We start from the raw sequence: 18568 nt of genomic DNA, 5'->3' as shown, positions 1-18568 counted from the left end.
GGCAGATAGCCCGGATAGTCCCTCCACCTCGGCACCCTCAGTCGCTGCGTCTGAAGGTGCTGCCCCGAACATACAAGCCCGGATGCAATCCGGGGCTTTGCTGCGCGATGCAACGCTGGCCCCGGATTTCATCCGGGCTACACGCGCGCCAAGACTGGCTTGAGGGCCACCCCGGTGTGGCTGCCACTCGCCACAACGTCCTCCGGCGTGCCCGTCGAGACGATCTCGCCACCGCTGCGCCCGCCCTCGGGGCCGAGATCGATGATCCAGTCGCATTCGGCCATCACGTCCAGGTCGTGCTCGATGACGATCACGCTGTGGCCGCCGCCAACGAGACGGTGCAGCACCTTGATCAGCTTGCTGACGTCGGCCATGTGCAGGCCCACCGTGGGCTCGTCCAGCACATAGAGCGTGTGCGGCGGTTTCTGGCCGCGGCGGGTGATGTCGTCGCGCACCTTGACCAGCTCGCTGACCAGCTTGATGCGCTGCGCCTCGCCACCGGACAGCGTCGGTGAGGGCTGGCCCAGCGTCAGATAGCCCAGGCCCACGTCCTTCAGCAGTTGCAGCGGGTGGGCGATGGCCGGCATGGGCGCGAAGAACTCCACCGCCTCATCGACCTCCATGCTCAGCACGTCGCCGATGCTGCGTCCACGCCAGGTGACGGTCAGCGTCTCGGGGTTGAAGCGCTGGCCGTGGCATTGGTCGCAAAGGATCTTCACGTCCGGCAGGAAGCTCATCTCTATGGTCTTCATGCCCTGCCCCTCGCAGCCCGGGCAGCGGCCCTGGCCGGTGTTGAACGAGAAGCGCGAGGGCGCGTAGCCACGGGCCTTCGATTCCAGCGTCTCGGCGAACAGCTTGCGGATTGGGTCCCAGAAGCCGATGTAGGTGGCCGGGCAGGAGCGCGGTGTCTTGCCGATCGGCGTCTGATCGACCTCCAGCACACGGTCGACAGTTTCCCAGCCCAGCACCTCGGCGCAGCCTTGCCACACCGGAGACGGCTTGCGATGGCCGACGACCTGCAGCAGATTGGCCAGCAGCACATCGCGCGCCAGGGTGGACTTGCCCGAGCCGCTGACGCCGGTCACGCCGACCAGTCGCTGCAAGGGCACCGGCACGCTGACGTTCTGCAAGTTATGCAGCTTGGCCTCGACGATCAGCAGATGCGGGTCGTCGATGGTGACGGCACGCCGCGGCTGCTGCGGATGCAGCATCGGGTGCTTCAGCAGCCTGCCCGTCAGCGAATCGGGCTGCAGCGCCAGATCGGCCACCGTGCCCTGCGCCACCAGGTTGCCGCCGCGCTTTCCCGCGCCCGGACCGATGTCGATGATGTGATCGGCTCTGCGTATCGTGTCCTCGTCGTGCTCGACGACAACCAGCGTGTTGCCGCGGTCGCTGAGGCTTTGCAGGGCCCTCAGCAGGATCTGGTTGTCGCGCGGATGCAGGCCTATGGTGGGTTCATCCAGCACGTAGCAGACGCCCTGCAAGTTGCTGCCCAGCTGGGCGGCCAGGCGGATGCGCTGTGCCTCGCCGCCGCTCAAGGTCGGCGCGGCGCGATCCAGCGTCAGATAGCCCAGGCCCACCTCCTCGAGGAAGCTCAGTCGGCTCTTGATTTCGCTGACCACGTCACGGGCGATCTCGGCATCACGGCCCAGCAGTTCCAGCCCATTGACCCAGGTACGGGCGTCCATCACCGACCAGGCGGCCACGTCGGCAATGCTCTTGTCCTCGAAGCTGACACCCCGAGCGGTCGGGTTCAGCCGTGCGCCATGGCAGTCCGGGCAGGGCTGATCGACCAGGCCCTCGACCTCGGCCTCCTCGGCCGGGAAGCTCTGCTCGCGGCCACGGTTGTCGTCGTCCTTGACCGAGTCGTCGAAAGCCTTGCGCTGCTCGCGGGTCAGGGCAAGACCCGTCCCCACGCAGGTCGTGCACCAGCCGTGCTTGCTGTTGTACGAGAACATGCGCGGGTCCAGCTCGGGGTAGCTGGTGCCGCAGCTCGGGCAGGCGCGCTTGGTCGAGAACACCTTGACCGCGCCTATGCCTGCCGTCGAGTCGCCGTCGGCCAGCGCCGCATGCAGGCCCGTCAGCGGGCTGAGCAGATGCATCACGCCCTTGCCCACATCCAGCGCCTTGGCCAGCAGCTCGCGCAGCTCGGCTTCGTTGTCGGCCGTGACCTTGAGGTCGCCGACCGGCAGCTCCAAGGTGTGTTCCTTGAAGCGGTCCAGCCGCGGCCAGGGGTCGACGGAGACGAACTCGCCATCGACGCGCAGATGACTGTGGCCGCGCGCCTTGGCCCATTTGGCCAGGTCGGTATACAGCCCCTTGCGGTTGACGACCAGCGGTGCCAGCAGGCCCACATGCTGGCCCTTGTGATCGCGGAGCAGTTGCGCAGCGATCGACTCGACGCTTTGCGGCCGCACCGGCGTGCCGTCGTTGACGCAATGCTGGATACCCAGCTTGACGTAGAGCAGGCGCAGAAAGTGCCAGACCTCGGTAGCGGTGGCCACCGTGCTCTTGCGCCCGCCGCGGGAGAGCCGCTGCTCGATCGCCACGGTCGGAGGAATGCCGTAGACCGCATCGACCTCGGGCCGGCCCGCCGGCTGCACGATGGAGCGCGCGTAGGCGTTCAGCGATTCCAGATAGCGGCGCTGACCCTCGTTGAACAGGATGTCGAAGGCCAGTGTCGATTTGCCCGAGCCGCTGACGCCGGTCACGACGCTGAACTTGCCGCGCGGGATGTTGACATCCATGCCCTTGAGGTTGTGCTCGCGGGCGTTGACGATGCGGATGTTCTCGTCCAACGGCTGGCGGGCGCGACGCAACAGCGCCTGCAGCGGCACGCCCTCCTCGACCTTGTGCGCATGCAGCGCCTCGGCGTACTCGCGCAGCGCCAGACCGGTGTGCGACGTCGCGTGCTCCTTCAGATCCTCCGGCGTGCCGACGCAGACCAGCTCGCCACCGGCGTCGCCGCCCTCGGGGCCCAGATCGATGATCCAGTCGGCCGAGCGGATCACGTCGAGGTTGTGCTCGATGATGATCAGCGAGTGGCCGGCCGCCAGCAGCTTGCGCAGCGCGCGCATCAGCTTGGCGATGTCGTCGAAATGCAGGCCGGTGGTCGGCTCGTCGAACAGGAACAGCGTGCCCTTGCGCGCGATCGGCTGGCGCGAGCCGCTGGCCGCCTCGGCCAGGAAGCCGGCCAGCTTCAGCCGCTGCGCCTCGCCGCCGCTGAGCGTGGGCACCGGCTGGCCCAGCTTCACATATTCCAGGCCCACATCAACGATGGGCTGCAGCTTGGCCAGCACCTCGCGGTCGTTCTTGAACACGTGGACGGCCTCGCTGACGGTCAGCTCCAGCACGTCGGCGACGCTGAACTCGCGTTCGTCACGGGGAAGTTTGACCTCAAGGATCTCGGCACGGAAACGCCGGCCGTCGCAATCCGGGCAGCGCAGATACACATCGCTGAGGAACTGCATCTCCACATGCTCGAAGCCCGAGCCGCCGCAGGTCGGGCAGCGGCCGTCGCCGGCATTGAAGCTGAAGGTGCCTGCCTTGTAGCCGCGCTGGCTGGCCATGCTCAGATTGGCGAACAGCTTGCGGATCTCGTCGAACGCGCCGACATAGCTGGCCGGATTCGAGCGCGCCGTCTTGCCGATCGGCGATTGATCGACGAAGACCGCATCGCTCAACCAGTCGGCGCCCAGCAGCCGGTCATGCGTGCCCGGCGCCTCGGTCGGTATGCCGAAGTGCCGCGCCAGCGCCGGGTAGAGCACGTCCTGCATCAGTGTGGACTTGCCGGAGCCGGAGACACCGGTCACGACCACAAGTCGCTGCAGCGGGAACTCCACCGTCAGGTTCTTGACGTTGTGCTCGCGCACACCTTCCAGAATCAGCCGCGGCGTGTTTGGCTCGACCAGACGGCGTATGCCCATGCCCACGTGCTTGCGAGCGCCGAGGTAGTTGCCGGTCATGGTGTCGGCCTGGCGTATCGCCTCGGGCGTGCCGTCGAAGACGATCTGCCCGCCCCGCTCGCCAGGCCCCGGGCCCATATCGATCAGCCGGTCGGCGGCCAGCATCACGGCCGGGTCATGTTCGACGACGACCAGCGTGTTGCCGGCATCGCGCAGCCTGTGCATGGCCTGGACGATGCGGTTCATGTCGCGCGGGTGCAGGCCTATGCTGGGCTCGTCGAGCACGAACAGCGTGTTGACCAGCGAAGTGCCCAGCGCCGTCGTCAGGTTGATGCGCTGAACCTCGCCGCCGGAAAGCGTCCGGCTCTGCCGGTCCAGCGTCAGATAGCCGATGCCCACCTCGACCAGATAGCGCAGCCGCGTGCGGATCTCATCCAGCAGCAGCTTCAGCGCGTCGTCCAGCATCGTGCTGGGCAGTTGCAGGCCGTCGAAGAAGGCCCGCAGCCGCGCGATCGGCAGCTGCATCAGGTCGTGCAGATTCAGGCCCGGCAGCGCCTCCAGCTGCGCGCGCGACCAGTCGGCGCCGCGCGGCAGAAAGCGCAGCTCGGGCGCCAGCACGCCGTCGGCCTGCTCCTTTCCGCCCATGCGCCACAGCAAAGGCTCCAGCTTCAGCCGCGCACCGCCGCAAACGCCGCAGGGCGTGTAGCTGCGGTACTTGGACAAGAGCACGCGGATGTGCATCTTGTAGGCCTTGCTCTCCAGGTATTCGAAGAAGCGGTGCACGCCGTACCACTGCTTGTTCCAGTTGCCGTTCCAGTGCGGCGAGCCGTTCAGCACCCAGTCGCGGTGTGCGGCGCTGAGCTGGCTCCAGGGCGTGTCGCGCGGGATGCCGGCATCGCCGGCGTACTTCAGCAGATCGTCCTGGATCTCTTTCCAGGCCGGCGTCTGTATGGTCTTGATCGCGCCGGAGCGCAGCGTCTTCTTCTCGTCCGGAATCACCAGGCCCAGATCGACGCCGACGACGCGGCCGAAGCCGCGGCAGGTCTCGCAGGCGCCCATCGCCGAGTTGAAAGAGAACAGCGGCGGCTGCGGCTCCAGATAGCGCAACTCGCTCTCGGGGCAGTGCAGGCCGGTGGAGTAGCGCCACAGCTCGGGCTCGGTGCCCTCCTCGCCCTGCGCATAGACGATCAGCCGGCCGCCGCCGCGCTTCAGCGCAAGTTCGATCGCCTCCATCGCCCGCTGCTTGTCGACAGTGGCGATGCGGAAGCGGTCTGCAACAACATCCAGTAACTTGTGTTTCCCTTGGTCCGTGTCGATCTCGCGCTCGGCCTGGATGCGGGTGAAACCGCTGGCCGTCAGCCATTGCTCCAGCTGTTCGGCGCTGGTGTTGGCCGGCAGCTCGACCGGGAAGGTCAGGATCAGCCGCGGTGGATTCGCCTGGGCCGCGCTGCGCTCCAGCAGATCGGCGTAAATCGTCTGCGCCGTGTCGTGGCGCACCGGCAGCGCGGTCTTGCGGTCGAACAGCTGAGCGGCGCGGGCGAACAAGAGCTTCAGGTGGTCGTTCAGCTCGGTCATCGTGCCGACTGTCGAGCGCGAGGTACGCACCGGGTTGGTCTGGTCGATGGCGATGGCCGGCGGCACGCCGTCGACACGGTCCACGGCCGGGCGATCCATGCGATCGAGGAACTGGCGGGCATAGGCGCTGAAGGTCTCGACGTAGCGGCGCTGACCCTCGGCATACAGCGTGTCGAACACCAGGCTGGACTTGCCCGAGCCGGACGGCCCCGTCACCACCGTCATTTCGCCGGTGCGAATGTCGAGGTCCAGGTTCTTCAGATTGTGCTGACGAGCGCCGCGTATGCGGATAAGACCTTCGGACATGGCGGCTGAGGTGCTGTGCGGGGTGGGGGGAGCGGACATTCTAGGCAGCCTGACCATCCACCGAGCTTGTAAGGAGATGCAATCGCGAGCGGGCCGGATGGCGGCTGGCGGCGGTATCCGTGCTTGCTGCTCGGGGCCAGGTGACAACTGATTATATATACAGTCTCATCACTGAAATTGGCGAGCTTCACATGAGTGAGCACTGACGGCCGCGGACCATTGCACCGTCCGTGGAGCCAGCCAAGCAGATGCACGTCGGCTTGTCCATCCCCCATAGTCCAGCCCTGTAAAAATTTGCGGATGGCGGATCCGCAGGCAACAATGGTGCCTCGGTCGGGGCCCCGCAAGGTCTGGGCCGAACCGGTGGCCGGCCGGCCTTCTTCAGCGCCGCGGCGGCCACTCACCCTGGTCTCAAGAACAAGGGCTCGGCTCCTGCTTTTGGCAGACCGCTCAGCGCCCGACGACCGGATCAGCATCGAACAGAGAAGCATGAACGCCTCAACTCTTGCCCAGCGCCCCAGCTCGACCCGGCCACTTGCCTCGCTGTGGTCGCAGAGCGATGCGCAGCCGCCCAGCGCCCCGGTGGCCCAGCCCTGCCCGTGCAGCGCTGCGGCGGTCAAGGGGGCCGCGCCTCTGGTGCTGCTGGTCGAAGACAATCTGATCAACCAGGTCGTGGCCCAGGAGTTTCTGTCGCTGATGGGTCTGCAATGCCATCTGGCCGGCAATGGCCTGGAGGCACTGACGCTGTGCCAGCAGACCGCCCCCGATCTGGTCTTGATGGATATCCAGATGCCGGGCATGGACGGCCTGGAGTGCGCGCGCCGCATCCGCGCGCTGCAACAGGCCGGCGATCTGGCCACCTTCCCCATCCTCGCCCTCACCGCCCATGCGCTGGACAGCGATGTGCGCGCCAGCCTGGACGCCGGCATGGACGAGCACCTGACCAAGCCGCTGGACTTCATGGCCCTGCGTCAGCGCCTGAGCCGCTGGCTGTGTCTGCCCGAGATGCCCGCCAGGCCTTGATCGGCTCTATTCGCCGGCCAGAAAGCGCTCCACCAGGCCGATCTGATCGGCTACGTTCAGCGCTGGCGCATGGCCGCAGCCGGCAATCGTCGCCACCACAGCGCGGGGCCCGCGCTGGCGCATCGCCTCGGCGGTGTCGGCCAGCAGCAGGTCGGACGACTCGCCGCGCAGGCACAGCACCGGCAGGTCCAGGCTGTCCCAGGCGTCCCACAGATCGTAGTCATTCGGGTGCTGGATGAATTGCTGCACCATCGCCGGGTCGTAGTGCGGCGTGACGCGGCCATCGGGCAGGCGGCGTACCGAGCTTTCGGTCAGCCGGCGCCACTGCGCATCACTGAGCCAGCCATAGGGCTTGTAGACGGTGCGGAAGTACTGTTCCAGCTCGCTGACCGTGGCAAAGGCCGCCGGGTTGCCGGCATAGCTGCGGATGCGTGCGATCGCCGCCTCGGCCAGCTGCGGGCCGTTGTCGTTGAGCACCAGGCGGCGGATGCGGCCGCGCAGGGTGGTGGCCGCAGCCAAAGTGCCGATGGCCCCGCCCATCGAGGTGCCGACCCAGTGGAAGTCGCTCAGCCCCAGCTGATCCACCAGCGAGATGGCCAGGCGCACATAGAAGTCCAGGCAGTACTCGCGGTCAGGATCCGGGCTCCACTGCGACAGGCCGCGGCCTATGGTGTCTGGGCAGATCACGCGGTAGCGGGTGGCCAGATGCGAGGCCAGTTCATCCATATCGCGGCAGGTGCGGGCCAGGCCGTGCCAGGCGATCACGGTCTCGCCGTGCCCGGCGCCCCACTCGGTGTAGTGGAGCTCGCGGCCTTCGCATTGGAGGTAGTGGGAGGTGAATGTCATGGGCGATCCCTCGGCAGCGACAGATGATTCCGAGCTGATGCCGTCAGCGCGGCTGGCGGCCGCTGGCACGTAGCCGGCCAACAACACCCGAAGGAAAGTGATAGACGGCCAGCACGAACAACACGCCCAGCCACAGCAGCCAGCGCTCCGGCGAGATCAGCTGCGACAGCAGCGGCACACCATCCACTGCACCCAGGGCCGAACTAGCCAGGCTCATCAGGTTCTGCAGATAGCTCTGTGCCAGCACGAACAGCACGCTGCCGATCAGCGCGCCATACATCGTGCCCATGCCGCCGATGACGACGATCAACAGGATGTCCAGCATGATCTCGAAGGACAGCGAGGTGTCCGGCCCGTTGTAGCGCAACCAGATCGCCAGCAGCGCACCGGCCAGGCAGGCAAACAGCGCGGCCAGCACATTCGACAGCGTGCGGAAGATGACGGTGCGGTAGCCTATGGCCTCGGCGCGGAAGTCGTTCTCGCGTATCGCCTGCAGCACGCGGCCGAAGGGCGAATTGACGATGCGCAGCAGAGCCAGCACCAGCAGCACCGCGGTGACGAACAGCAGGTAGTAGGTCAAAAGACGGCCATCGACTGAGGCTCCCCACAGCGGGTCTTCGAGATACTGCGTGCCGGGCTGCAGGGCCTCGGGCACCTTGAAGTTCAGGCCGTCCTCGCCACCGGTCCAGTCGGACAGCTGCGAGGCCAGGGTAGAGAAGGCCGCCGCCACGGCCAAGGTGATCATCGCGAAGAAAATCGCCTTGACGCGCAGGCTGAACAGGCCGATGACCAGGGACAAAACCAGCGACAGCAGCAGCGCGCCGCCCACGCCCAGGGCCAACGCGCCCCAGCTCGGCCCCATGCGCGTGCTCGCAATCGCCACGCCGTAAGCGCCTATGCCGAAGAACATCGTGTGCGCGAAGCTGACGATGCCGGTATAGCCCAGCAGCAGGTCGTAGCTGGCCACCAGCAGCGTGAACACGATGATCTTGGCCGCGACGTTCAAGGCCTTGGTGCCGGGGAACAGGAAAGGTGTCAGCGCCAGGCCCAGCAGCATCAGGATGAGGAGCAGGGCGAGCCAGCGATTGCGCGGCAGATCGTGTGAGAGAAGTCGGTTCAACATCTGCGGCTCCTCAGCGGCTGGTCACGGGATACAAACCCTGCGGCCGCCACAACAGCACCGCCACCATCAGCGCGATGTTCGAGAACAGCGCGAGCTTGGGTATCAGAAAGCCGGTGTAATTGGCCAGCAGGCCGACCAGCAAGGCGCCGACAAAGCAGCCCAGCGTCGAGCCCAGGCCGCCGATGATGATGACGATGAAGATCAGCACATTGACCTGAGCGCCCATCTGCGGCGTCACGTTCTGCTGGTACAGGCCCCACATCACGCCGCCCAGACCGGCTAACGCCGAGCCGGTGACAAACACGCCAATGAACAGTCGGCGGATCCGGTAGCCCAGGCTCTCGACCATCTCGCGGTCCTGCACACCGGCGCGCACCAGGAGGCCGATCTTGGTGCGGTTCAAGGTGTAGAGCATCACGCCCAGCACCGCCAGGCCTATGGCCACGGCCAGCACCCGGTATTTCTCGACCGCAGCGTCACCCCACAGAAAGGCGCCGCGCAGCGTTTCGGGCAGCGGCAACGCAATCTGCTGCGGGCCCCAGATCACCTTGATCAGCTCCTCGCCGATGATCATGCCGCCCATGGTGATCAGGATCTGTTTCAGATGCTGGCCATAGACCGGCCGCACCAGCACCCGCTCGAAGGCCAGGCCCACGGCGGCGGCCACGCTCATCGCTACCAGCATGGCGACGAAGATCGCGCCCAGGTTCAGGAGCAGCGACGGCGCACCCATCCAGGCCGACATGCCGCCCAGCACCGAGGTGGCGACAAACGCCCCCAGCGCAATGAACACACCATGGCCGAAATTCAAGACATCCATCAGCCCGAACACCAGGGTCAGGCCGGAGGCGATGACGAAGATGATCAAACCCATGGCAAGACCTGCCACCGTCAAGGTCAACCAGGTCGATGGCGAGCCGATGAAGGGCAAGAGTGCCAGCGCCAGCAGCGGCACCAGGGCCAGAGGCAGCCAGTCGAAGCTGGCCTTGGGGATGGCGATCTCGCCGGTTGAATTCATAGTGGTGCTCATTGGTGCACAGGCAGCATCCGTAGCCCGGATGCAATCCGGCGCAGTGGGCTATGGCCAGCCGGGCCCCCGGATTGCATCCGGGCGACCAGACTCATTGGTGACTCGCCAGTGAAAGGCCCAGCAGCCGCTGCTGCATCTCGTCGTCCTGCGCCAGCTCGGCCATGCGACCGGCATGGACGACGCTACCGTTGTCCATCACCGCCACGCCATCCCCAAGCTCGCGGGCGACCATGAAATTCTGCTCGACCAGCAGCACCGTCGTCTGCGTCGCTTTCAGCTCGCGCAGCGCGGCGACCATATTGCGCACCATGGCAGGCGCCAGGCCCTTGCTGGGCTCGTCGATCAAGAGCAGCCGGCGTGGCTCGACCAGCGCCCGGGCAATGGCCAGCATCTGCTTCTGCCCGCCGCTGAGTTTGCCGGCCGGGTAGAGCCAGAATTTCTTGATCGCCGGGAACATCGTGAACAACCAGTCCAGGCGCTGCGTGTCGATCTGCTCAATGCTGCGCGCGCCGCGCGCGGCCAGCAGCAGGTTCTCGCGCACCGTCAGGTCGGCGAAGATGCCCATGCTCTCGGGCACGTAGGCTATGCCGCTGCAGGCGATGTCGGGTGTCGAGGCCTTCACGCCAGCGCCGCCGATGGCCCGGCCGTCGAAGTCGATACGGCCCTTGGAGGCCGGCCACAGGCCCATGATGGTGCGCAGCGTCGTCGTCTTGCCGGCGCCGTTGCGGCCCAGAAGCATCGTCAGCTCGCCGGCCGGCACTTCGAGATCGACACCGTGGAGGATGTGATACGCGCCGATATGCGTGTGCACGCCTTGCAGGCTCAGCAAGGAACTCATTGGTGCACCCTTCGCGCTACGCGCTGTCCCGCCAAGCGGGAATTCGCCCCTTCGGACGGCCGGGCGGGGCTCATGCCGCCACCTCCTCGACCACGCCCAGGTAGGCGTTCTGCACCACTGGCGAGGCGATCACCGCCTCGGGCTCGCCGTCGGCCATCAGCCGGCCGTTGTGCAGCACGATGATGCGGTCGGCCAGCTCGCGCACCACATCCATCTTGTGCTCGACCAGCAGGATGGTGCGGTCCTGGCGGGCCTTCAACGCGCGTATCAGGTCCAGCACCACCGGCACCTCGTCGACGCTCATGCCGGCGGTCGGCTCGTCGAACATATAGACCAGCGGATCCAGTGCCATCAGCATCGCCACCTCCAGCTTGCGCTGGTCGCCATGGGGCAGGCTGCTGGCGATCGTCTCGGCCTTGTCGTCCAGCCGCACCTGCTCCAGCAGCTCGCGGGCCTGGCGCAGGGTACCTCGATGGTCCAGCCACACCGACCACAGATTCAGCCCCAGCTTGCGGCGCGACTGCACGGCCAGACGCACGTTCTCCAGCACGCTCAAGGCCGGAAACAGCTGCGTCAGCTGAAAGGCCCGGCCCAGGCCCAGATGCGTGCGCGCCGACACCGGCAGCCGTGTGATGTCCAGCCCGTTCAGCAAGACCTGGCCCTCGCTGGCCGGCAGCTGGCCCGAGATCAGATTGAAGTAGGTCGTCTTGCCCGCGCCATTGGGTCCGACGATGGCCGTCAAGGTGCCCGGCTGGAACGCGCAGGACACATGATCGACGGCCACATGGCCGCCGAAGCGTATGGTCAGATCCCGGGTTTCAAGCACAGCCAAATCAACGCTTGTTCTTGATCGGGATGTTCATCTCTTCCGGCTTGATCTCGCGTATCAACTCCGGCACGCCCCAGGCGAAGGCCGGGTCGACCTTGATCTTGAAATGGAACATGCTCTGCATCGCCTGATGGTCTTCCTTGCGGAAGGTCATCTTGCCCTTGGGCGTCTCGAAGCTCATGCCTTCCATGGTCTTGATCAGGGTCTCGGTCTTGGTGTCGCCATTGCTCTTCTTCAGCGCCTCGACGACGGCAATCGCCGCGCTCATCCCGCCTGCGGTGAAGAAGTCCGGCGGCGCCTTGAACTGCTTGTAGTGGTTGGCCACCAGCCATTCGTTGACCGGGTTCTTGGGCATGCCGAAGTAGTAGTAGCTGGCGCCCTCCATGCCGGGGAACTGCTTGAAGCTGACCATGGCCGGCAGGATGTTGCCGCCGGTGGCGATCTCGATGCCGTAGCGCTTCAGGTCCAGGTCGGCGATCTTGTACGGGTTACCAGCCCCGGCCCAGATGATGAAGATGATCTTGCGGCCCGGCTTGTCTTTCAGCGCGTCGATCAGGCGCTGCGCGCCGGCGGTGAAGTCGGTGGTGCTGGTGGGCAGGTATTCCTCGTGCACCAGCTTGGCCTTCTTGATCGCGTCCTTGAAGGCCTTCACGCCGTCACGGCCGAAGGCATAGTCCTGGGCCAAGGTGGCGATGGTCACGCCGGCCTTGTCCAGCGCCACGGCATTGGAGATGGCGTCCTGCGACGAGTTGCGGCCGGTGCGGAAGATGTAGCGGTTCCATTTGTCGCCGGTGATCGCATCGGCCACGGCCGGCTCGACCAGCAGGATCTTCTTGTACTCCTCGGCCACCGGCAGCAGGGCCAGGGCCACGCCGGACGAGGACGGACCGACGGCGATGTCTGCCTTGTCATCGCCATAGGCGGCGGCCAGCAGGCTCTTGCCCACGTCGGGCTTGCCCTGGTCGTCCTTCTCGATCACGACGATCTTCTTGCCGGCCACCGTCATCGTGCCGCCGGTTGCGTAGTCCAGGCCCATCATGAAGCCGGTCTGTGTCTGCTTGCCATAGGCTTCCAGCGGGCCGGTCTTGCTGTAGACGTGGGCGATGCGGATTTCCTTGCCCTGAGCCAGGGCGGGCGCGGCGGCAACCAGGGTGGCGGCGCAGACAGCGGACAGGGCGAACAGGCGTCGTTGCATGGGGGATGTCTCCTGATGGAATGAATCCCCGCATGATTGTTGAAGGGCGCGGGGTGATCCGCTTTCTATTGCAAAGCCCGTGCCGAAGCGCACCGGCTCAGTGCAAACACTTAGGAAACGCCCCAAAAGCGGGTGAATCTGGCCAGAGCCGCCCGCGTGCTCGCGGGGTTTGCCTTCAATTCAGGCAGATCGACCGCTTGGCAATATGACTGAAATTCATGCAATGTCTGATATTCAGTCATCCCAGCGCCCGACTGGGACATGGCGCCCGCGCCACAATCAAACCTCGTCCCACCGGAGGTATCAGATGCCCACGCTTGACGAACAGATTGCACAACGCATCCGTGAGGAGGAGCTGTCCGGCCAGATGAGCCAGGCGCCCAGTTATGGCAAGGCGCTGCAGATCAACGACGGCTTCATGGAAACCCCCGAGGAGCTGCGCCTGGGCTACAAATTCCTCAAGGAGGCCGGCTTCGTGCCGCCCGAGGTCGAGTTGATGCAGGAGGCCGCCGATCTGCGCGAGGCGCTGCGCTGCGACCCGCCGGCCGACAAGGCCCGCGAACTGCGCGCGAAGCTGACCGCGCTGGAGCTGCGCATCGCCATGCGGCTGGAGCGGCTGGCCAAGGGCTGAGCGGCGACCGTAATCAGGTCATCAGCTCATAGTGAAAGACCTTGGATATGACCTGCCAGCGGCCCTCGACGTAGATCAAGCTCAGCAGATCGACAAAGGCCTTGGGCTCGATCACGCACTCCAGCCGGGCCAGCGCCGTCACCGGCCCGGCAAACTCGATGGCCAGGATGCGGTCGCGCCGCGGCTGGCCCAGGCTGGCCGGAGATGGCCGCTGATCCACGATAGGGAAGTACTCCGCCATGCTCAGCAACAGCGGCGTCTCGCCACTGGCGCAGGCATAGATCGCACGCGGATGGAAGACCTGGCGCAGGCGCTGGGTGTCGCTGTGGTGCAGGCCGTCGAAATAGATCTGCAGCACGGCGGCCACGGCCTCGAAGTCGGCAGCGGGGCTCATTGCGGCCCCGCCTGAGCCGCGCGCTGGCGCAGCACGGTCACCGACTCGCCGGCAATGCCCCAGTTGTCGGCATCCACCTCTTCGATCAGCACAAAGGTGGTGGCCGGGTTCTTGTTCAGCACGCGCACCAGCAGGTCGGTGGTGCCGGCGATCAGCTCGGCCTTCTGTTCGGCGCTGGCACCCTCGCGGGTGATCTGGATATGGACGTAGGGCATCTCGTGATGTCTCCGCAATGAATTGAAGAATGATTGAGTGGACGCCTGGCGCCGGCGGCCAGGCGCTGGCTCAGGCCCCGCGCACCGGCAGCCCCTCGGCCTGCATCGCCGCCCGCACGGCCGGCCGGGCCGCCACCCGCTGCACAAAGGCCTGCAGATGCGCCAGATCGGCCATCTTCAGATCGACAAAGGGCGCCCAGCCCAGCACGACGAACAGATAGGCATCGGCAGCGGTGAAGGTTTGACCGGTCAGGAAGTCGCGGCCCTCCAGCTGGCTGTTCAGCCACTCCAGCTTCTTGCGCAGCCCGGCCTTCAGCAAACTCTTGGCCGCGCCGTCCAGCTCGGCATGGAACAGCGGCGTGAAGGACTTGTGCAGCTCCGCCGTCACATAGTTCTGCCACTCCATCACGCGGTAGCGCGCCAGGGTGCCGGCGGCCGGCATCAGACCCAGATCGCCGGCGGTGTCGGCAATGTACTGGGCGATCACCGGGCCCTCGCTGAGGCGCGTGCCATCGGCCAGTTCCAGCAGCGGCACCTGGCCCTTGGGATTGATCTGGAAATAGTCCTGGCCACCGGCAAAGGTGTGGTGCGCGGTGTCGACCTTTTCCAGGGTGAAGGCCAGGCCCGCTTCGCGCAGCAGGATGTGCGGGGCGAGCGAGCAGGCGGCGGGGGAGAAATACAGCTTCATCAGAGGACTCCAGGTTGAAAGCAAGCGGCGCTTGCAAGGTGTCTGAATCCTATTGATTACCCACGAGGCCTTAAAGACATTCAATATCAGTTCTTCATTTACACCGTATGCTTGAATGAGCTATCACACGGAACCGCCATGAGTCGCGACTTCGATGACCTGAGCCTGGGCAGCCTGGAGCTGCTGTGCCTGACCGCCGAGCAGCAGAGCTTCACGGCAGCCGCCAAGGTCGCCGGGCTGACGCCGGCCGCCGTGAGCCGCACGATTGCGCGGCTGGAGCAGCGCTTCGGTGCACGGCTGTTCGTGCGCACCACGCGCAGCGTGCGCCTGACCGACAGCGGCCGCGCCTATTACGAGCAATGCAAGCAGGCACTGGTGCAGCTGGTCGAGGCCGAGCGGGCGCTCAATGGCGAGCAGCAGGCGCCGGCCGGCGTGGTGCGGCTGAGCCTGCCGACGTCCTATGGCCATTACCGCGTGCTGCCGCTGATCGGTGCGTTCCGCGCCGCCTACCCCGGCGTGCAGTTGGAGCTGCAGCTCAGCAACCGCAATGTGGACTTCACCGCCGAGGGCTTCGACATCGCCGTGCGCGGCCGCAACCCGCCGGACTCGGGCATGGTGGCGCGCAAGCTGGAGGACGCCGACCTCTTGATGGTCGCCTCACCCGACTACCTGCGGCGGCGCGGCACGCCGCTGTCGCTGGCCGGGCTGGAGGGGCATGAATGCCTGCACTTCTCGCTGCCCAGCACCGGCCAGATCGTGCCCTGGGTGCTGCGTCTGGACGGGGGCATCGCCGAGCGGCCGCTGCCCGGCGCCATCAGCTGCTTCGACGACATCATCGGTCCGGTCACGCTGGCCCGGCATGGCGCCGGCATCGCCCAGACCTACCGCTTCATGGTGGAGGCCGATCTGGCCACCGGCAGCCTGGTCGAGGTGCTGCCGGAACATGCCGGCGCCTCACGGCCGTTCTCGCTGCTCTACCCGGCCGCCCGGCATATGCCAAGGCGGGTGCGGGTGCTGATCGACTTCCTGATTGAACGGCTGGCGCCGCAGGCTCAATTCAAGCCGGACTGATCAGCCCGTACAGGGCCAGCTTGTCGTAAAGCGCCGCACGCGAAATCTGTAGCAGCCTTGCCGCCGCCAGCTTGTTGCCCTGGGTATGGGCCAGGGCCGCGCTGATCGCCTGGCGCTCCAGCGTCGCGATCTGCTCGGGCAGCGGGCGCGGCGGCTGGCCCGCCTCCGGCAGCGACGGGGTGACCACGGGTGCGAGCGGCTGCGGGGTCGGGTCTTGCTCGATCGATGGAACCCGCGGCAGCGCCCCGGCAAAGTGGGCTGGCGTCAGCCGCAGCTCGTCGCTCATCATGCTGGCCTGTTCCAGCACATTGCGCAGCTCGCGGATATTGCCCGGCCAGGGCTGGGCGGCCAGCAAGGCCAGCGCCTCGGGTGACAGCTCGCGGTGGGCCATGGCGCTGCGCCGGGCGATGTCGTCCAGCAGTGCCTCGGCCAGGGCCTCGAAGTCGCCGGCGCGCTCGCGCAGCGTGGGCAGGCGTATCGGCACAACGTTGAGTCGGTAGTAAAGATCCGCGCGGAACTGACCGGCGGCCACCATCGCCACGAGATCGCGGCTGGTCGCGGCGATCACCCGCACATCGACCCGTATCACCTGGTTGCTGCCCAGCGGCTCCAGCTCCTGCTCCTGCAGCACACGCAGCAGCTTGGACTGCAAGGCCAGCGGCATGTCGCCGATCTCGTCCAGAAACAGCGTGCCGCCGTCGGCCAGCTTGAACTTGCCCTCGCGGCCCTTGCGGTCGGCGCCCGTGTAGGCGCCCGGCGCGACGCCGAAGAACTCGGCTTCCAGCAGGGTCTCGGGCACGGCGGCGATATTGACGCCGACGAAGGGCCGCGACGCTCGCGCCGAGGCCGCATGGATGGCATGGGCCAGCAGCTCCTTGCCGGTCCCGGTCTCGCCCAGCAGCAGCACCGTGCTGGCGCCCTGGGCGACGCGCCGCGCCTGGCGCTTGACCTCCAGCGCCGCCGGGCTGGTGCCTATGAAGCTGGCGATGGTGTGCTTGGGCCTGCGCTGCGCGGCGAGTTGCCGGTGCGCATCCTCCAGCTCCTGCTGCAGGCGCGAGAACTTGGCCATCAGCGGCTGCATCGTCGTCTCGGGGTGGTCCATCAGCACCAGGCCGATCGCGCCTATCACCTGGCCGGCCTCATCGCGCAGCGGCAGACGGCTGACCAGAAAGGTGCCGGCCTGGTTGCTGAGCAGATCCACCAGGATGGGCCGGCCGCTCTCTATCACCTGGGCCATCAGAGTGTTGGGCACCACGTCCTCGACGCGGCGGCCGATGATGATGCTGTCGGCCTCGAAACCCAGGCCGGGCAGAAAGCGTTTGTAGCCCTCGCTGATCCAGACGATGCGGTGGGCGCGGTCCACCACCATCATGCCCTGCGCGCTGCGCGCGAACACATCGAACATCGACTGGGCGGCCAGCATCAGCAGGCCGTCGGCATCCTGGGGCAGCGCGGAACTCGGGGCCGTCATGTCGCGGGTGTATTTCTCTGGGCTTGTGGGTTGGATGGCACAGCACTTTAACGTGGCGCCGCTACCATCGTTGCAGCAGCTTGAGAGGAATCGGCGATGCTGGACGGATTGCGGGCCGCGGCCCGGCGTAACAGTGACGACAAGGCCCTGCGGGCGTTGATACGGGCTTGCAAGCGCCTGCTGTCCGAGCGGGCCGAGGCCAATAGCGTGGCCATCGCCGCCGAGTTGGTGCAGGCCTATGCCCAGCTGCCCGAGGCGCAACGGCCAAAACTGTTCGACGCGCTGGCCAGCGACTTCAGCCCGGATCCCCAGACCGTTCTGGCCGCGGCCACGGCCTACGCCCAGGCGCCCACGGCCCGGCATCTGGTCAAGCTGAGCCAGGTCGCCGAGCCGCCGCGCCAGGAGCTGCTGCGCCGAATCAACCGCGCGCCGGGCGGCACCGCCTGCCTGATCGGCATGCGCCGCGACCTGCTGACGCTGCTGCCCAGCCGGCCCGAGCTGCTGGCGCTGGAGGCCGACTTCCTGCATCTGCTGTCGTCCTGGTTCAACCCGGGTTTTCTGCGCCTGGAGAAGGTTGACTGGCAGTCGCCCGCGCAGCTGCTGGAGCAGCTGATACAGCACGAGGCCGTGCATGCGATCGACGGCTGGGACGATCTGCGCCGCCGGCTGCAGCCCGACCGCCGCTGCTATGCCTTCTTCCACCCGCAGCTGCCCGGCGAGCCCCTGATCTTCGTCGAGGTGGCCCTGCTGCCCGACATGCCGGCGGCCATCGCCCCGCTGATCGACAAGAAGTCCACGCCGCAGGAACGCAACAGCTTCAAGGTGGCGGTTTTCTACTCGATCAGCAACTGCCAGCCGGGGCTGCGCGGCGTGTCGCTGGGCAACTTCCTGATCAAGCATGTGGCCACCGCCCTGCAGCGCGAGCTGCCGAAGCTCAAGCGCTTCTGCACCCTGTCGCCGATTCCCGGCCTGATGGACTGGCTGCTGAAGAAGCCCGATTTCGAGGCCCTGCCCGGACTGAAGAAGCCGCAACTCGCGCGCCTGCAGGCCGCGCACGCGCTGCTGCTGCACAGCTGCGGTCAAGACCTGGCTGGCCTGCAGCAGCAAAGCGCCGACAGGCCGCTGGAGGATCCGGTGCAGCAAGCCCTACTGAGCCTGTGTGCCGCCTTCATGATCCACCAAACGCACAGCCCTGGGGGCGACCCGGTGGCCCGTTTCCACCTCGACAACGGCGCCCGGCTGGAGCGCCTGAACCCCGCCGGCAACCTGGCGCGCAAGGGTTTGCGGCAGTCGGCCGGGCTGATGGTCAACTATCTGTACGACCTGGCCGAGGTCGAGAATCGGCATGAGCGGTTCACGCTAGGGGAAGTCGTGCACGCCCGCGCGGTGGCGGCGCTGTTATAAAACCAGATGCAGCGCCCCGCCCGT

The 18568-nt window shown here is 66.6% G+C and carries 15 protein-coding genes; 4 read left to right on the top strand and 11 right to left on the bottom strand.

Annotation, left to right across the window (positions count from 1 at the left end):
• Positions 1-137 precede the first annotated feature (137 nt).
• Entirely contained in the window at positions 138-5786 is a 5649-nt protein-coding gene (gene uvrA / locus DES47_RS27850) for an excinuclease ABC subunit UvrA (RefSeq protein ID WP_133704055.1), read from the bottom strand.
• A 489-nt stretch (positions 5787-6275) separates the two neighbouring features.
• On the opposite strand from uvrA, the gene DES47_RS27845 reads away from it, so the two are divergent.
• Positions 6276-6809, top strand: a complete 534-nt coding sequence (locus tag DES47_RS27845; protein WP_166652226.1) for a response regulator — start codon at positions 6276-6278, stop codon at positions 6807-6809.
• Positions 6810-6815: 6 nt separating this feature from the next.
• Here the strand turns inward: DES47_RS27845 and DES47_RS27840 are convergent, their stop codons facing one another.
• The 6 genes from DES47_RS27840 to DES47_RS27815 all read right to left on the bottom strand — a co-directional run bounded on the left by DES47_RS27840 (position 6816) and on the right by DES47_RS27815 (position 12670).
• Positions 6816-7655 (bottom strand): alpha/beta fold hydrolase, encoded by an 840-nt coding sequence (locus DES47_RS27840; RefSeq protein ID WP_133704053.1) that lies wholly within the window; start codon positions 7653-7655, stop codon positions 6816-6818.
• Positions 7656-7698: 43 nt separating this feature from the next.
• Positions 7699-8778, bottom strand: coding sequence for a branched-chain amino acid ABC transporter permease (locus DES47_RS27835; protein ID WP_133704052.1), 1080 nt, complete (start codon positions 8776-8778; stop codon positions 7699-7701).
• Between the two features lie 10 nt (positions 8779-8788).
• Positions 8789-9796, bottom strand: a complete 1008-nt coding sequence (locus tag DES47_RS27830; RefSeq protein ID WP_243748490.1) for a branched-chain amino acid ABC transporter permease — start codon at positions 9794-9796, stop codon at positions 8789-8791.
• Positions 9797-9899: 103 nt separating this feature from the next.
• Positions 9900-10646 (bottom strand): ABC transporter ATP-binding protein, encoded by a 747-nt coding sequence (locus tag DES47_RS27825; protein WP_133704051.1) that lies wholly within the window; start codon positions 10644-10646, stop codon positions 9900-9902.
• Positions 10647-10716: 70 nt separating this feature from the next.
• Positions 10717-11478 carry an ABC transporter ATP-binding protein gene (locus DES47_RS27820; protein WP_133704050.1) on the bottom strand — a complete coding sequence of 254 codons (762 nt, stop codon included), beginning with the start codon at positions 11476-11478 and terminating at the stop codon, positions 10717-10719.
• A gap of 1 nt (position 11479) precedes the next feature.
• A complete protein-coding gene (locus DES47_RS27815; protein ID WP_133704049.1) occupies positions 11480-12670 on the bottom strand; it encodes a substrate-binding domain-containing protein in 1191 nt (396 codons plus the stop codon).
• Between the two features lie 307 nt (positions 12671-12977).
• Here DES47_RS27815 and DES47_RS27810 point away from each other — a divergent pair, with 307 nt between their 5' ends.
• A complete protein-coding gene (locus DES47_RS27810; RefSeq protein ID WP_166652225.1) occupies positions 12978-13301 on the top strand; it encodes a DnaJ family domain-containing protein in 324 nt (107 codons plus the stop codon).
• Positions 13302-13314: 13 nt separating this feature from the next.
• Here DES47_RS27810 and DES47_RS27805 read toward each other — a convergent pair whose 3' ends face one another.
• The 3 genes from DES47_RS27805 to gstA all read right to left on the bottom strand — a co-directional run bounded on the left by DES47_RS27805 (position 13315) and on the right by gstA (position 14598).
• The gene (locus tag DES47_RS27805; protein ID WP_133704047.1) at positions 13315-13695 is read right to left on the bottom strand and encodes a nuclear transport factor 2 family protein; all 381 of its coding nucleotides are present in this window, start codon (positions 13693-13695) and stop codon (positions 13315-13317) included.
• Positions 13692-13910, bottom strand: a complete 219-nt coding sequence (locus DES47_RS27800) for a tautomerase family protein (protein WP_133704046.1) — start codon at positions 13908-13910, stop codon at positions 13692-13694. The genes DES47_RS27805 and DES47_RS27800 overlap by 4 nt, the downstream gene beginning before the upstream one ends.
• Positions 13911-13980: 70 nt before the next feature.
• Positions 13981-14598: a glutathione transferase GstA gene (gene gstA, locus DES47_RS27795; RefSeq protein ID WP_133704045.1), complete on the bottom strand. Its 618-nt coding sequence runs from the start codon at positions 14596-14598 to the stop codon at positions 13981-13983.
• Between the two features lie 138 nt (positions 14599-14736).
• Here gstA and DES47_RS27790 point away from each other — a divergent pair, with 138 nt between their 5' ends.
• Positions 14737-15669: a LysR family transcriptional regulator gene (locus DES47_RS27790; RefSeq protein ID WP_133704044.1), complete on the top strand. Its 933-nt coding sequence runs from the start codon at positions 14737-14739 to the stop codon at positions 15667-15669.
• On the opposite strand, the gene DES47_RS27785 is transcribed toward DES47_RS27790, so the two are convergent.
• Positions 15656-17140, bottom strand: coding sequence for a sigma-54 interaction domain-containing protein (locus tag DES47_RS27785; RefSeq protein WP_133704043.1), 1485 nt, complete (start codon positions 17138-17140; stop codon positions 15656-15658). The genes DES47_RS27790 and DES47_RS27785 overlap by 14 nt on opposite strands.
• 96 nt (positions 17141-17236) lie before the next feature.
• Between DES47_RS27785 and DES47_RS27780 the strand changes: the two genes are divergently transcribed.
• Complete coding sequence (locus DES47_RS27780) at positions 17237-18544, top strand: malonyl-CoA decarboxylase domain-containing protein (protein WP_133704042.1); 1308 nt, start codon at positions 17237-17239, stop codon at positions 18542-18544.
• Positions 18545-18568 lie beyond the last annotated feature (24 nt).

It is taken from the genome of Roseateles toxinivorans (genome assembly GCF_004362525.1).
GTDB lineage: Bacteria > Pseudomonadota > Gammaproteobacteria > Burkholderiales > Burkholderiaceae_C > Paucibacter > Paucibacter toxinivorans.
The sequence above is the reverse complement of the archived record's forward strand: the minus strand, read 5'-3'. Positions and strand labels throughout refer to the sequence as shown.

Coding starts and splice junctions, on each gene's coding strand:
- gstA (WP_133704045.1), bottom strand. CDS start 14,598: ATGAAGCTGTATTTCTCCCCCGCCGCCTGCTCGCTCGCCCCGCACATC.
- DES47_RS27830 (WP_243748490.1), bottom strand. CDS start 9,796: ATGAATTCAACCGGCGAGATCGCCATCCCCAAGGCCAGCTTCGACTGG.
- DES47_RS27800 (WP_133704046.1), bottom strand. CDS start 13,910: ATGCCCTACGTCCATATCCAGATCACCCGCGAGGGTGCCAGCGCCGAA.
- DES47_RS27805 (WP_133704047.1), bottom strand. CDS start 13,695: ATGAGCCCCGCTGCCGACTTCGAGGCCGTGGCCGCCGTGCTGCAGATC.
- DES47_RS27785 (WP_133704043.1), bottom strand. CDS start 17,140: ATGACGGCCCCGAGTTCCGCGCTGCCCCAGGATGCCGACGGCCTGCTG.
- DES47_RS27825 (WP_133704051.1), bottom strand. CDS start 10,646: ATGAGTTCCTTGCTGAGCCTGCAAGGCGTGCACACGCATATCGGCGCG.
- uvrA (WP_133704055.1), bottom strand. CDS start 5,786: ATGTCCGAAGGTCTTATCCGCATACGCGGCGCTCGTCAGCACAATCTG.
- DES47_RS27845 (WP_166652226.1), top strand. CDS start 6,276: ATGAACGCCTCAACTCTTGCCCAGCGCCCCAGCTCGACCCGGCCACTT.
- DES47_RS27840 (WP_133704053.1), bottom strand. CDS start 7,655: ATGACATTCACCTCCCACTACCTCCAATGCGAAGGCCGCGAGCTCCAC.
- DES47_RS27810 (WP_166652225.1), top strand. CDS start 12,978: ATGCCCACGCTTGACGAACAGATTGCACAACGCATCCGTGAGGAGGAG.
- DES47_RS27835 (WP_133704052.1), bottom strand. CDS start 8,778: ATGTTGAACCGACTTCTCTCACACGATCTGCCGCGCAATCGCTGGCTC.
- DES47_RS27780 (WP_133704042.1), top strand. CDS start 17,237: ATGCTGGACGGATTGCGGGCCGCGGCCCGGCGTAACAGTGACGACAAG.
- DES47_RS27815 (WP_133704049.1), bottom strand. CDS start 12,670: ATGCAACGACGCCTGTTCGCCCTGTCCGCTGTCTGCGCCGCCACCCTG.
- DES47_RS27790 (WP_133704044.1), top strand. CDS start 14,737: ATGAGTCGCGACTTCGATGACCTGAGCCTGGGCAGCCTGGAGCTGCTG.